13 protein-coding genes are annotated in these 14,585 nt (G+C 64.5%); 6 read left to right on the top strand and 7 right to left on the bottom strand.

The window, feature by feature from the left end; genetic code table 11:
- The first annotated feature begins 146 nt into the window (after positions 1–146).
- Entirely contained in the window at positions 147–2,915 is a 2,769-nt protein-coding gene (locus tag ACQP2U_RS43055; protein WP_433717242.1) for a hypothetical protein, read from the top strand.
- Positions 2,916–2,978: 63 nt separating this feature from the next.
- On the opposite strand, the gene ACQP2U_RS43050 is transcribed toward ACQP2U_RS43055, so the two are convergent.
- From ACQP2U_RS43050 to ACQP2U_RS43020, 7 genes are all read right to left on the bottom strand, one after another.
- A complete protein-coding gene (locus tag ACQP2U_RS43050) occupies positions 2,979–3,704 on the bottom strand; it encodes a helix-turn-helix domain-containing protein (protein WP_433717240.1) in 726 nt (241 codons plus the stop codon).
- 407 nt (positions 3,705–4,111) lie between these two features.
- Positions 4,112–4,810, bottom strand: coding sequence for an HD domain-containing protein (locus tag ACQP2U_RS43045; RefSeq protein ID WP_433717238.1), 699 nt, complete (start codon positions 4,808–4,810; stop codon positions 4,112–4,114).
- A gap of 442 nt (positions 4,811–5,252) precedes the next feature.
- The gene (locus ACQP2U_RS43040) at positions 5,253–6,005 is read right to left on the bottom strand and encodes an HD domain-containing protein (protein ID WP_433717236.1); all 753 of its coding nucleotides are present in this window, start codon (positions 6,003–6,005) and stop codon (positions 5,253–5,255) included.
- Between the two features lie 393 nt (positions 6,006–6,398).
- Complete coding sequence (locus ACQP2U_RS43035) at positions 6,399–7,166, bottom strand: helix-turn-helix domain-containing protein (RefSeq protein WP_433717234.1); 768 nt, start codon at positions 7,164–7,166, stop codon at positions 6,399–6,401.
- A 449-nt stretch (positions 7,167–7,615) separates the two neighbouring features.
- Entirely contained in the window at positions 7,616–9,070 is a 1,455-nt protein-coding gene (mycP, locus tag ACQP2U_RS43030) for a type VII secretion-associated serine protease mycosin (protein ID WP_433717233.1), read from the bottom strand.
- A 94-nt stretch (positions 9,071–9,164) separates the two neighbouring features.
- Entirely contained in the window at positions 9,165–9,551 is a 387-nt protein-coding gene (locus ACQP2U_RS43025) for a hypothetical protein (protein WP_433717231.1), read from the bottom strand.
- Positions 9,552–9,568: 17 nt separating this feature from the next.
- A complete protein-coding gene (locus ACQP2U_RS43020; protein ID WP_433717229.1) occupies positions 9,569–10,213 on the bottom strand; it encodes an MspA family porin in 645 nt (214 codons plus the stop codon).
- A 746-nt stretch (positions 10,214–10,959) separates the two neighbouring features.
- On the opposite strand from ACQP2U_RS43020, the gene ACQP2U_RS43015 reads away from it, so the two are divergent.
- Genes ACQP2U_RS43015 through ACQP2U_RS42995 form a run of 5 tightly spaced genes read left to right on the top strand, consistent with a single transcriptional unit; the run spans position 10,960 to position 14,460 of the window.
- Positions 10,960–11,199: a hypothetical protein gene (locus ACQP2U_RS43015; protein WP_433717227.1), complete on the top strand. Its 240-nt coding sequence runs from the start codon at positions 10,960–10,962 to the stop codon at positions 11,197–11,199.
- On the top strand, positions 11,186–12,328 hold the full coding sequence (locus tag ACQP2U_RS43010) for a nitric oxide synthase oxygenase (protein WP_433717225.1): 1,143 nt from the start codon (positions 11,186–11,188) through the stop codon (positions 12,326–12,328). The genes ACQP2U_RS43015 and ACQP2U_RS43010 overlap by 14 nt, the downstream gene beginning before the upstream one ends.
- Entirely contained in the window at positions 12,328–13,740 is a 1,413-nt protein-coding gene (locus ACQP2U_RS43005; protein WP_433717223.1) for an MFS transporter, read from the top strand. Before ACQP2U_RS43010 ends, ACQP2U_RS43005 begins: the two co-directional genes overlap by 1 nt.
- Positions 13,737–14,201, top strand: a complete 465-nt coding sequence (locus tag ACQP2U_RS43000) for a hypothetical protein (protein ID WP_433717221.1) — start codon at positions 13,737–13,739, stop codon at positions 14,199–14,201. Before ACQP2U_RS43005 ends, ACQP2U_RS43000 begins: the two co-directional genes overlap by 4 nt.
- 19 nt (positions 14,202–14,220) lie before the next feature.
- Positions 14,221–14,460 carry a hypothetical protein gene (locus ACQP2U_RS42995; RefSeq protein WP_433717219.1) on the top strand — a complete coding sequence of 80 codons (240 nt, stop codon included), beginning with the start codon at positions 14,221–14,223 and terminating at the stop codon, positions 14,458–14,460.
- Positions 14,461–14,585 lie beyond the last annotated feature (125 nt).

Here is a 14,585-nt window from a genome sequence, read left to right as displayed (position 1 = left end):
TCGTTGTGCCGGCCTGGTTGAGACCCCCATTCCACACCGCCTGTGTGGCCTGAGCCTCCTACCACCCGATTCAGGTCGTAGCGTCAGCGACATGGGCACCTGTGCGGCGCCAAACCCTCAGATCGTGACATAGGGAGCAGATGTCAATGCCCGACGCTGTAGCGGAACTGGACACCGGCCTGACCCGGCAGCCGATCATCGACTCCATCCACCAGCTGGAGTACATGGTCGCTGAACTGTGGGTAGGCCAGCAGCGCTCGGTTGCCCCAGGAACTGACGTGGACGCTCGCGCACTCGCCGACCGGATCCTCACCGAAATGTCCGCCAGTGGTGTGTTCACCGCTGATGAACTCTCCCGCGCCCGAACGGTCATCCCTGATCTGCTCGGTGGCGGTCACGAGCACTGCCTCTGGGCACGCATCCAGCGCGCGGATCTGTTCGACCAGTGGTACGGCCGACCCCGGGACACATACCTGCCGGAGAACTGGCTACTCCCAAACTTCGCCGACGCCGAATTGCTGCAACGGGTCCCGATCTACGGGTACTCCGAGTGGTCCTCCAGCGTGACCAGAGACCAATTCGAGCGAATGTTCACCGATCTCGCTGAGCATGTCGCGACCGGACCCGAACCAGGGGCCGACGAGCAATGGCTGCGCGAGGGCGAAGCCCAAGCCTACGATCTCGCTGTCGTCCTGGCCCGGTACCGCCCCGCTGGCCTGTCCGCTGGGGACGCTCATCGCGCCACCCGCGTCCTTGCTGCCCTGTACAAGAACGAACGACTTCTCGACACCTCCGGGCGTCTCGTGCAACCGGTGACGTTGATCGGCAGCGACGCGGCCTGCGAGGACTGGTACAGCGCCCGCAACGCACGGATCGTGCCATCGGCCACACCCACGACACCGATGAACCGGTGGGAGCTGGCGGCGAGTGTGGGGATGCTCGAACAGAAACTGGCCAACCAGCCCGGACAAGACGCCCCCCTGCCTGTTCGCGTCGCCTTCTGGGACAGCGTTGATCGTCATGTCGAACACCTGCTGTACACGGTCGTCGGCACTGATGTCCTCGACGCCGACGAGAAAGCGCGAGCGGTGCCTGTGCTCAACGCAGTCCGCGTCGACCACAACCGGCCGCCAGCGGCGTGGTCGACCGTCACTGATCCCGGGGTGTTCGCCTCCTGGCAGCAAAGTCCGGAAGCGAACATGATGATCGGCGGGCTCTCGCGCGATGGTGTGATCAACGCGCTGGCGGACCTGTCGTTCCACGCCACCGCCCACCGCGCACTGCATCCGCTTCAACCGCTGCCACCGGCGTTGAGGATCGCCGCCTATCAGCTCCATGCCGCCGCCGAACGCCGCACACACAGCCTGCGCGGCTCCGCGGACAGCGTGCAGGAAGCGGCACGGATCGCGGCGGTGCTGCAAGCGCTACTCGACGGCGGTGAAACCCGCTACCTGTGGGAACGAGCCCGCGACGCCAAGGTGTTCGACGCTTGGTACGACAGCACCCAGCATCGGCGCGGTAGTGATTGGGTATTGCAGTTCGCGCGGCCTGGGCAGTTCCTCGACCTTCCTGGTGTGGCGCCGATTCCCGATAGTCGTCGGCCCGCACTGTCTCGCCCGTTGCTGCGTACCGCTGTGGGAACGCTGCTCCATCATGTCCGCCAGATTCCCGCCCCCTCCGCTGACGGATCCCGCACGAGTGAGTACAGCGTGTGGGCGTACCGGCTTGATCAGCTCGCCCGCGAGATCGTGAGCACATTGCGATCGGAAAGTGGCGACTTTTCCGCTGGTGAGGCGGCTCGTGGTGATCGGCTTGTCGCCGCGATCGCAGCTGGGCGCGGCATCGATCTCATCGACGATGATCCATGGCGCTATATCGAAGATGCCAGTGCCTTCGAGAATTGGCTGCTCGACTGCTCCATCGCTACCGCCGAGACCGCTCATTGGTATAGCGCGACGCGGGTGGCAATGCAGCTCGCCGCCGGTGACCCCGCGCGACGGTTCACCGACGCTGTCGGGCTGGCACCGTATCCGCCGCGTGAGGCCTTCAGTGTCGGAGACAAATATGTGTTCAAGTCCGAGACGACGTATCAGGTTTTAACTGAGCGCGAGCACATGGGTGCCTGCTTGGAAAAGATGGCGTGGATCGCCGCTGACTTGCCGAACTCGGCCGAATTCGACCAGCTCGCTGGCACGGTGTTGCGGACCGCGCAAGATTCCGATCTGCTCACCGCCCGAGAGCAACGCCGCCTCGTTCGGGTTGTCGCCGGATTGAGCAACGGTGAGAACCCCGGCGGGGCCGCGGGGCCATGGGCTGCGGTCGTTAGCGCAGCGGTCTGCCAGCAGTGGCTGCGAGATCGCCTGGTCACCGTCGGCCCCGCGGTTCTGTCAGACGGCAGATTCGTCGCGGCTCCGGATCTGGCTCCGCACCCGTCGACCCGCGTCGCAAGGACCCTGACTCGACCCGAGATCAGGGACCTGGTGCGAGCGATGGCACAAATCGTCGCCGATCAGCAGCACTCAGCGACCAGGAGCGTCTCCGCGGACAGTCACCTGCGTACCCTCGCCAATGAAGTCCTGGATCCGGTGCGCGCCACCTCGGTACTCACCGACGAGGAAGCCTCGATCCTCGAAATCGGGGTGGCCGCGATGCTGGCCGGTGAAGTCCCGGAGGTCATTGTCGGTGACGACACCGAATGCGACGCCTGGGACATCATTGTCAATCCCGACACCGGCGACGTCTGGCTGACCACCCGTGAACCGAGCCCAGCAGCTCTGGACCCGGGACTGTTCGCCGCCGCGCAAACCCAATCCGTGCAAGTCGCACCCAATCCCGCCGCTACGCCGCAGTCCCCGCTCACGCCTACCGATGACCCCGGCGCGGACTCCACTACCGTTATCGATGTCAGCATGTGAACATCCCCTGACGATTCGATGGAAACGACTGTTGCAGGAGCCCGGCGGGTGGCTGGGGAGGGTTCAGGCGGGAGAGAGCGCGTAGTGCTGCCATGGGCTGTCGTCGGTGGAGACGCGAACATAGGTCTCGCGCACGGTGTTGGCGTCATCGTGGGGGTCGCGCAGTTGCAGGATCTCCCGGGACACATAGTCTTTCGGGACGCGACTATTCCACATCTCGTCGAATTCGGAGGCTTCACGAAGGCGAGCCTTGATGGCTTCGATGCGGCTGTTGGGAACGAACCCGGTCAACGCTTCCCGGCACGCCCGCACCGACAGGTGCGTCTCGAGCTTCCAGGCGGCGAGGACACCTTTGGCCCAGGGGTTGAGAAGCTGCCATTCGACCATGCTGTCGCCGACACGCAAGCCGGGGAAGGCGCGGATGAAGGCTGGGTTGGCGGCGATGATGACTGCCAGACCGGGCTCGATGAAGGCAGCGGGGTGTTGATTGGCTTGCAGCACACTGAGTTCGCGGCGAGTCGGTGTTCGCCGGGCCGCAGCGGGCAGGCACACACGACGCAGATGCGGGTCGACAAGCCACAGCAGCCGCTGGTGGCTGGATTCGGACAGCTCCAGTATCGGGGCGAGTTTGGCGATGGTCGCGGAGTTCACGGGACGATCCGACCGTTCGATTTTGGTGATCATCGACTTCGACAACTTCGCCCGGCGGGCCAGGGACTCCTGAGTGATCCCGAGCTCTTCGCGGTAGTCCCGCAGGATTTGCCCGATCGGCGCACACAGGTCCCGCACGGCAGGATAGTGCTGACCCGGCTGAGGGGCCGTGGCCAATTCTGCTTTGGTGTTCGTTCCGTCGCTGGAACGAACTCGTTGAACGCTCTCACCCGCCATCTGCTGCTCCCGTTTCCGAACCTGCGGCGCGGCGCGCGCCGGGTTCTGCGCCGCGGTCGAATCCCCGCGGTGTCTTTGTTGTGCCTGGCGCAGGAGATCGCCCCTCGTGCGGATCACGCTGCGCTGTTGTGAAATTCGTGAAAGACCTGCCGTGCTACCGATAGGGGCGAGGAGGACCTCCTCAGCCGCCTGGCTGAATCACGGGGAGAGGGGGGTCATGAGCTTCCTTTCGTAGCGGCGGATTCTGGGTTGGGCTTATTCGGTGAAGGGGGCGCTGATAACCAGCTGCTCCCACATGAGCTTGTGGATCAGCGCCATCCGTCCGTCCGGGTTCGCGCCACCTCCTCGCGCAAAACCCGGATGACTTCGCGTTTGAAATCGAGGCGGGGATGCTCAGCGAGCAGGGAAGTGATCCAGCCAGGGTCGAGGTCCTGCACGCGGGCACCGAACAGGTCCACGCTGGCGGCCTGGCTCAGGAACACGGCCACATCACCGATGTCGCCGTCCAGGCCCGGGGTGATGTGTTGAGCGATCCCGTCACGCACCAGGGTGACCCGCTCGCTGGGCTCGCCCAGCTCTGACAGGAACTTCTCGGCGTCTTCCGCTCCGCGCACAGCGAAGCACCGGCCGCGCACCGGCCGCTCCAACTCGATGTCGTGCAGCATCGCCGCAACAAACGCGAGTTCGTCATCGACGACGGCCCCGTCGACGCCCGCCAGCGCTTTGCCGAAGAAATAGCAGCGGAAGCTGTGTTCGAGCAGCCACGGGCTCAGTTGCTCGCGGGCGATGCGTTCGGCCGCGACAGCAACAGACGTCGACGGGGTCACCAAGGCGGCGCCGTCGAGACGACCGGTGCCGTGCACGCCGCCGACTACTTCGAGTTCGCCGCTGACCAGTCCAGGCATCTGGGTGAGCAGGACGGCGATGAGCTGAAGACATTGCCGCCGCGAGATCAGGCCGCCGGTCGAGCTGGCCCAATCCCAATCGAATCCGATCGGCGCACCCATACAACTCCACTCATCAACGCACAATGTCTCGGGCCGCAGAATTGTCGATCCATCCCGAGGAAATGCTGTGCATCAATACTTTCTGCGCGTAGTGAGTGGCGCAATAGGTTCCGTGCCGCACTTTGTGTAGGAATTTCCGCAGCTCAACGCACTGACGGTGCGACAACCGGCCTCCGGCCGACACTGTATGTGCGGACAAACACGAATGCCCGCACATACAGTGCGAAAAAAGTCACCAACCCGCACATCAAGTGCGGTGCCAAATGAAGATGAGTAATTCCGACCGTCAAGACACGCATGGATTGTGACGAGTTCGCGGTATTGCTGGCAGCTGACCCCACCTCCCGAGGACAAAACGAGACGCCGGCGCTCCCGTGCCGCCCGGTCTCTCGGTCGCGGCGGTTCCGGCAGCAGTGCATCGGGGTCATTTAGACGGCGGCAGCTACTCCTGGAACCGGGCGCTGCGAACGACATCGGTGGCGCCGCGATGCACGATGAACGCGACCCGACCATCGGGGTTGACCGCCGATTCGGCCAGCATCGCCGCGACAGCCAGTTCTGTGAACCGCAGGCGTGGGTGGCGCTGCATCAGTTCTTGGACCCAAGCCCGGTTGAATCGTCGTAGTCCGACACCGAATACATCGACCATCGCGCCCGCGGCGATGAACCCGCCCGCATCGGCGAGGTCGTGGGCGACCCCCAAGTTCATGTGCCCGGCGATACCGGCCGCCAGCTGTTCAGCGCGTTCGAGGGACTCTCCGGCGTCGAGCGCGATTTGCCTGGCCCTGCGGGCGCCCCCGACCGCGAAGCACGTTCCGGCGCGGGGGCTTTCGAGATTCAGGTCATGCAACAGACAGGCCGCATAGGCCAGTTCGTTATCGAATTCCACTCCGGCCTGCCCAGCGAGAACCAACGCGAAGTAATAGCAGCGGTAACTGTGCGCGAGGACGGAATCCGACAAATTTTTCACGGCGGCATCCTCGGCTGCCCGGGTGAGCTGTGTTCGCGGCAGTGTCAGGGCATCAAAGTCCAGGTGGCCATCACCATGAAATCCGAGCTTGTCCAATATCTGGTCTGCCATCCCCGCGGGTATTTCTTTGACATAGAGTCGCCGCCATTGTCGCTGCTGTTCGGCCGACAGCTTCCCCCCGGTTTTGTCCGCCCACTCCCAGTCGCAATCCGCTGGCCCCACCATAATGCCTCCTGTCGGCCCCCATTTTGCCCCGCGTAATTAAATGAGACCGTTTCAAATCCTGCTTACGATGCTCCGAGAAGATGAACAGGTAGCAGCACCGATACCCGACACGTGCCGGGATCAGAGGGTTACCTCTGATCCCGGCACGCGACATCTGAAGCTATCGCCGACAAGCATTCAGCCCGAAGCTGACTGGCGTCAACCCGCCTGACACCGCACATGCAGTGCGGAAAACACCGTGCTGCCCGCACCTGATGTGCGGGCAGCACGTGAATCCCGCACTGCATGTGCGAGAGCGTGCCGACGCCCGCACATCAGGTGCGGGCGTGGGCACATCGAGCGCATCAACGCGACCGGGCGGTTTTGAAAATGGCCGAACTCGATGCTCTGCATTTACGCAGGGAACGGGGACGGGGTTTCTGTGTAGGACAGCGTGTAGAGCAGGTTCCTTCGTCTGGGATGGAACCATCTTCCTGTTCGGCTGATATATCTTCCGCCGCGCGCATGCGGCTGATCGCGAAGAATGACATCGGAATTGAGAAGTTGCTCAGTGGTGGGATCTTCGTCCCAGAACGTCTGGAATTCGCGCATTTTGGAGCCTTGGGCGCAAAAATCTTCGATCTCCGCGTCTGGCACTATTCCTGGTGCGATGCCCTTGATACCTGCGATCAGCATGTGGGTGCGCAGGTCCCAGTTGACGATCTGTAACCTGGCCACCGGACTTGTCAACATCCACAGCGCGACGTTCATCCCGGGCTCCAGGCCGGGGAACATTGTCAAGAACTGATCATTGGCTGCGAGCAGTCCCCACATCGGATCGCTGAGGAACGCTGCGGGAATGCCGAGGCTGTTGAGGACTTCGATATCCTCGGGGATGGGCTGTTCGGGTATCTCACCGTATTCGTGCTGGAACAGTTCCGGGCTCAGCAATTCCCTGATCTTATCGCGGTACCAGTAGTTCACCCCCACACCGTCGAACCAGGCCGCCAGGGCCTTGTCAGTCGGTTTGCGTGAGCCGTTCTCGTACTTCTCGATCGATGATTGCGAGACGCCCTCGGTCATGGTTTCCATCACCGCGGCTAGTTGTGGAATCGTTAAGCCGGCCTTCTCGCGGCGGTCTTTCATGTACCTCGATAGCAGGGTATCGCCTGCGTAAACCACGTTACCTCCTCCTAACCTGCCATCCGCCAGCCGATTTCGGGTACAACTCATCGCGAGTTGAGTGGCGTACGGCCCCCCACGGCAGTACCAGGGTGGACCTCGGCCCCTCGCCGTGGTCCTTCTGGTCAGCCCCCCCGCGCTATCTGGCGGTAACCCCTAAAGGTTGACTCGCACACTATCTGCCCGGATATCAGAAAGATAGATCGTTTGGGAGCAATCCGAAGGCCTCACATCGGGGCGCTCAGGGAGGGGCAGCGTGGGCCTGGCAACCCCGCACTAGCGGAACAGAACATCGGAAGTACCTTCACCACCAGCACTTTCAACGCAACAACACGGCGCGGCGGCGCAGCGTGATCTCCGGCGCGACCATCGGGGGTGACGGCCCGATGAGCACATACAACGTGTGGCATCTGACCGAATTTCCCGGTGGCGGGGAGCGTGACCAGCGTTCAGATGTCGTCGGCGCGGTCGCGCATCAGCCGAGTGAGTGGAAACGACGCGGCGAATCCGAGGATCAGCAGTACCCCGACGATGCCCGAGCCGACCAGTGCCACCGTGCGTGCGGAGTTGTCCGGTGGTGGCGGTGGGACCGGCACCGGCAGTTGCACGTGTCCGTCGGTGGGCAGCGGCTTGTTCTCCACGACGGTGTCGGTAGCGACCTCGTGGGTCAATGCGGCGATCGGGTCGATCGATCCGTGCCCGATCCAGGGGTTCCATCCCTCAGCTGGGGTATGGGCGGTCGCCTTGATCCGCTGGATGACCTCTGCGGCGGACAACTGCGGGAATCGTGCCCGCACCAGCGCCGCCAACCCGGCCACATACGGTGACGCGAACGAGGTGCCCGCGAAGGATCCCTGACCTTGTGAGACGACCTTGCCGCTGGCCAGGCCGCCGGAGTGCGGATCCAGAGAGATGATCTGCTCACCAGGGGCGGCGACCCCTACCCATGGTCCGGGCACCGTGAACTTCGACGGCGCACCGTCGAGGTCGATCGAGCCGACCGCGAGCACATAGCGGTCATACCATGCCGGAGTGACCGCAGTGGTGACCGTTGACCAAAGATCAGCGTTCGGATGAATCGGATCGACGCCGGGATTGCCCGCTTTGCAGTTCTCGGAGTCGTTATTGCCTGCCGCTGCTACGACGACAACGTCCTTGACCAGCGCGGCGTACTGTACGGCCGCACCAAGGGAGCCATCGTTGACTGATCCGGCTGGCCCACACGCAGTTTCGGAGATGTTGATGACCGTGGCCCCCATGTCCGCGGCGTGACGTACCGCCGACGCAAGAGTGGTGACCGTTCCGTATCCGGCGGAATTCTTCGGATTGTTGGGGTCTTGGTCGGTAGCGCCCTGCTTGCGCCAATTGGCGCTGGTCTGCCGGATCGCGATGATGCGCGCTGCTGGCGCGATCCCGGAGAACCCGTCACTCGCTGACGGATGAGCCGCGATCAACCCAGCGACCGCCGTGCCGTGCACGTCGCAGTCGTCGGTGCCGTCACTGGTAGCGACGTAGTCGCCTCCAGCGATCAGATCAGGCAGCCGGGGATGGCGGGACACACCGGTGTCGATCACCGCAACCGTCTGGCCCTCGCCGCGGCTGAACTGCCATGCCGCAGGCAGATTCAGATACGCCTGCGCGGGCGGGATCGCCGGCGAGGTCGTGGAGACCGCGATGGTGCACGCATTGGCAGCCTCGGTCTTGTCTGGTGGTGCCGGATTACCGTCGGCAGGCAGTCGCGCAGGATCGATCGGCGCGGGCCCACCCGCCGAAGCGGCGCCCGGCAGCCCGACCACCGCCGCAGTGGCGGCTACGGCGGTGGCCAGCATCACCCGCGAGATTCGCACACCCGCACCGCGGCGAGTCGAACGTGCGGGGTTGTCCCCCATGTCATTTCCACGCACGGCAGCAGTATGGCACGCGATGCACGATTGCTGATCTTGTCGCGCGTCAACGGGCCCAGGACAACACCGCTGTCGTCGTGGGCCCGGCGACGACCTATGGAGCCCACGGTGCCTGCGGCACTTGGGATCCGCCCGGCTCCTGCGCCAGACTCGGCAGCACACCGCCGGATCCAGGACGCCGCTTCGTCGTCGAAGTGGCTGATCCCAGCACTGGTGGCCCATCGGCCGCCGTCGGCGTTACCCGCGTCGGGGGCGCGGTCGTCGTCGGGACGGTGGTCGGTGTGCCACCGCTACCCGATGTCGGAACGACGGTCGGGGCTGTCGGCAACGATGCCGCACCGCCGGGCGCGGTGGGCAGGTCCTTGATTCCCGGCACCGGAACCGAACCCTGATCACCTGGGCTCGCGTATACCGTCGCAACGGCGATTCCGGTGAGCGTGACGGCGGTCGCTATCACCAGCCCGATATGGCGATTGGTCATGATCTGCCTCCGAGCGGCTAGATGGGGAAGCGGTCGCCGTACACCGACACTGTGTCGCTGGCTTCCTTCGACACGATGGTCACCGAGGCGAACGCCTGAACTTGGGTCGGGCCGAGGCAGCCGTCGATATTCATGTGGGTCTGGCGCAGCTGCAAGACTCCATCGGTCGCTTCGAGATTCTTCTGGGCCAGTGGGTAGGCCTTGATCTGGCCGGGGGATATCCCCACCGAAACGGTCGGGCCGAGTGACCCGCCTAGGTCGCCCCGGGGCACGAGCGGAAGCGGGAATCCCGGTTCGATACCGACCCGCGGGCTGAGGCTGGCCGAGGATCCAGTGGTGATGGAGTTCAAGTCCGCGAAGCAGCCGATGATGTAGCCCACCTGAACCTGCGCACCCTTGAGGCTCGAGCCCTTGCCGCCAACGGTGACCGTCGCGCGCAGATCCCCGAATCCCTCGCGGCTGGTGCCGGTCATGTTGAGTGTGTCCACACGGTTCCAGGATTCGTTGTCCAGACGCAGAACCAAATCCCAGCCATCAGCGGTGGTGATCTTCTGCTCATGTGGTGCGAAAAATGCGACTTCGGCGTGGGCGGCCACGGTCGGCAGACTCAGGCAACCCACGGTCGCCAATGTTGCCGACGCCAAGAAATTGTTGAGCTTCATCAGGTTTTCCCCTCAAACGTTTCATGCGCACACACCAGTGAGCGCGGCGCGGTCGATTTCAGTTAGTCCGCGCCGGAAGGCAGTCAAACATGGAAACCGGGCTCAGCACAATGTGAGAGCGGGATTCGGGAGAATTTATCTCGACCGAATAATCATGACGGCCGCACAATTTGTGCGGCATTTCCGATCGACACGCACATGCGGTGCGGTCCGGCATCGCCCCAGCTCACAGCCGGTGTTGGAGTAGCGGGCGATACCGCACAAGACGTGCGGTATCCGTCGACTTTCTGCACTCAATGTGCAGGGAATTGGAATTGACATCCGCAAGACGTGCAAGCAATGCTGTTTTCAGTTCCGATGCTCACCATGGGGGACAAGCCAATTTCGCTAACGCGGACATTCGAATGTTCCTGAATTAGTTGCAGGGCCCGGGGCGGCACCAGAAGACATTCCTGCGGATCAATAATCCGCGCTGCTCTTTTTCATGCGGGGAGGTGTGGCTCTGCCGTGGAAACGGTCGAATATCGCCGTGCTCGCTCACCGCGGTCACCGCTGACCCGGATGAGTTCAATCGCCCGGCTGGGCGCGTGGACAACGACTTGGCCGGATGCGCCCATGTGCCAGCGGTGCGCGGCTGATCGCAGCCACGACCACAGGTGCGGCCAACCCCGCCCGCCACTGGCCACCACCGCTGTCTTCGTCGAACTCGTCCGCGCGGAAACCGCTGACAGAAAGCGACACCCCCGATGAGCCAGCGCATCAACTTCGATCGCCTCACCGCCCAACAGGCCTACTACCAGGAGTTGCACTGGGCCGAAGCCGCGGCGACCAGAAACCCCGCGCGAGCAGCGGCGCTGCGCGCTGACGGCCCGCCCCCGCCGCAGCCAGCAGACGGCTACACCGGCCAACTCGCCTACCTGAAGCACCGTGCCGTCTGCGCCGCCGCCGAGAACAGGACCGGAGGCCAGACCGATGAGCGTCACTGATCAGGACATGGCGTTGCGATTGAAGCGCTGTGAGCAGTTCTTCGGCCTACCCGAGCTAGCGGCCAGCGCCAGTCGACGCCGCGAGGCGCTGTCACAGCTGGAAAGAACCGGCACCTACACGCACACCATCGAGGAACTCGAAGCCGGAGCGCGCATCGCGTGGCGCGATCACCGCCACCATGTCGGGCAAGCGTTCTGGCGGGCAGTGCAAGTCATCGACGCCCGCGAATCCCGCCGCGCAGCCGATCTCGCCGACGCCTGCTTCACCCATCTGCAGGTTGCTACCAATGGTGGCCGCCTCAAACCGACCGTCACCGTGGGCCCACACCAACGGCAGGACGGGGCGGGGTGGCGGATCCACAACCCCCAACTGATCTGCTACGCCGGCTACCGGCGCGGCGAGGATGTCATCGGGGACCCTGCCCGGTTGGAACTCACCGAAACCCTGCAATCGCTGGGCTGGCAGGGCAGTGGCAGCCGATTCGACATTCTGCCGCTACTGATCAGCACCCCTGATGAACTGGCATGGTTCCAGATCCCCCCAGAGCTGGTCCTGGAAGTCGAGCTTGTCCACCCGAACTATCCACAGTTCGCGCGGCTGGGGTTGCGCTGGCATGCGGTGCCCGCCGTGTCGGAGATGCCGCTGGAAATCGGAGGACTGCTCTACGGCGTCGCACCGTTCAGCAGCTGGCATCTCAGCGACGACATCGGCGCGCGCAACCTGGGCGACGCGACGAGATACGCGGTAGGACCCGCAGTAGCCGACCAGTTGGGCCTGGACACCTCCAGCAACCGCACGGCATGGCGAGAGCGAGTCCTGATCGAGCTTAATCACGCTGTCCGGCACAGCTTTTCCGCCGCCGGCGTCCGCATCGCCGACCACCGCAGCATCACTCACCAGGTCCTGCGCCATCTCGAAGCCAAGGAAACCGCCAGCCGACCCGACGACAGGGCAGGGAGCAACCCAGCCGTCTCCGCGGCCGCGACACCCACCTGGCGCCGCGCCGACAACACCGAGGCCGACCGCCGACCCTGCTTCACGCGCCAGCACCTACCCGACGCGTCGCGGCACACCCACATCGGCCAAGTCGGCACCAGCAGTGCGCTGTTGCCAGTGGGGAGGCCGTGATGGCCACAACCGTCGAACACCGCGGACTGGCCTCACCAGCGACCCGGTCGGGGGCGCTGGTGATCGCCTGCACTGCGACCTTCATTTCGTTTCTGGACCTCGCGCTGGTCAACCTCGCGTTCACCTCGATAGCCCACGACTTCCCCGGCTCGGCGTCGACGCTGACCTGGGTCGTCAACGCCTATGGGATCGCGTTCGCCGCAACCCTGGCCGCAGCGGGACGGGTAGCCGATTCCGTGGGGCACAAACAGATCCTGCTGGTCGGAGTCGCGGTGTTCGGGCTGGCATCGCTGCTGTGCGCGATCGCCCCGTCGATGAGCTGGCTCATCACCGCCCGGGCCATCCAAGGCGTCGCGGGCGCCGCGTTGTTGCCCGCCGCATTGGGGGCGATGCTCGCGGTCGTCACACCGCAACGCACTGCCGCTGCCGTCGGGGCATGGGCAGCCACAGGCGCGCTGGCCGGTGCCATCGGTCCTGCGGTGGGGGCTGTCCTGGTGGATTGGTGGGGGTGGCGCTCGGCATTCGCGGTCAACGTCCCCCTGTGCGCGCTGCTGCTGGTCCTCGGACTGCTGGTGCTGCCGCCCTCTGTGCCACGCCATGACGGCATACCCGATGTGTTCGGAGTGGTGGCGCTGGCGGGCGGCATCGGTGCCACCGTCGCCGCGATCACCCAAGCTCACCGCTGGGGTGCGAGTTCCCCGTTGACGCTGACCCTGCTCGTCGCCGGGATCATCAGCGTCGCAGCTGTTCTGGTACGCAGCAACCGGCACCCCCGTCCCGCGCTGCATGTACGACTGTGGAGACACACCGGTTTCGCGCTCACCAATGTCGTCTCCGCAGGCCTCGGCCACGGCATGTTCGCCTACTTGCTGGCGGTGCCCGCATTCCTGACCGAGGTGTGGCAGCTGACGCTGATGCAGGCCGCAGCGTGCATCGGCGCAGCCGGGACAGCTGCGATGATCGCGGCCGCGGCCGCGGGCCGCCACATCACCGCCCACAATGCACGCTGGTATGCCACAGCCGGAATGCTCTGGCAGGCAACAGGATTCGCCCTGATCGCCACCTGCTTCGACGCGGTGGCCTCCCTCGGATTGTGGGCGGTGGTCGCGCTGCTGCTGGGCTCAGGCGTCGGCGTCGCGATCACCGCGCTATCGGTACTCACCGCAACGACAGTGCCCACCCGCGACTCCGCCGCCGGGATGGCCATGAACCTCACCGCCCGCCAGGTCGGCGGCGTTATCGGAATCGCGGTGTCCGCGGCGATGATTTCGGCCAGCGACTACTTGTCCGCGTTCCACCGGCTCTTCGCTGTCCTCGCGGCGGTCGCCGTGATCTCCGCCGCCGGTTCCCTCGCACTCCCCGCTCTTGGCGCCTCAGCAGCGCGCCCCGCGCGTGAGGACGCCGAGCCGTGAGCCGCCCCACGCAGGCGCGCAAACGCCACACCGCAGCCGCAATCGGCTTCTGGAAGTTGTTGCCGCCGTACAGCATCCGACGCTGTACGGCGCAGCTCGACCGCATGGAGCAGGCGGTGAGCGCGATCCGCAGCCCCCTTGCTCTGACCCAAGCCACCACACCGACCTGCCGCCGTCCGACAGCGGCTGGGCCGTACTACCACCGCGGTAGCGGCGATCGAAAGGAGATCCATCAAATGATCAGGAAGGCCACATTCGCTGTGGCGATCACTCTGTCCGCCTTGGCCGGAGCCGGCAGCGGCGTCGCTCTCGCCGATGCCGACAATCCGTGCCATGACGGGTGCTCGTTCCCCGAAGGCACATTCCCCCATGCCGACCCATGGCCCGCCGGGCCTGTCGATCCGTTCGGGCAGCTGCCGCCGGACTGGGGGCCCGATGCCCAGCAGGCGAACCAGAACTGACCTTGAGAAAGGAGATGAAGTGACCAAGAAACTTACCTACCTGACACTGGTCGCGCTAGCCAGCGGGCTGCTAGGAGCCGCAACAGCTCAAGCTGATGAGTGGTATGAGGACATGGGCAACGGCAGGATCATCATCCACAGTGACGATCCCGGTGACCTGAAACACCAGAACGACGTTCCTTGGGGTAACCAGCCTCTTCAGCCAGACCCTTACTCCGACGACTGCAGTGCTCCCCTGAACACCTGCACAACTTACTAAATCGTTTCCACCCACCGATGCGGTCGGCTTGCCGCGCCGCAACGACTTGCCGGACCCAGCAACGGGGTTTCCGGACGGTGGCGGTCATTGAACGCCATCAATACCCCGATCAATTGGCGCCTCGA

Origin of the sequence: Nocardia sp. CA-084685 (genome assembly GCF_050955785.1) — a bacterium.
In the GTDB taxonomy this organism is placed as follows: domain Bacteria; phylum Actinomycetota; class Actinomycetes; order Mycobacteriales; family Mycobacteriaceae; genus Nocardia.
Note: the sequence above shows the minus strand (reverse complement) of the source record. Positions and strands in the feature narration are given on the sequence as shown.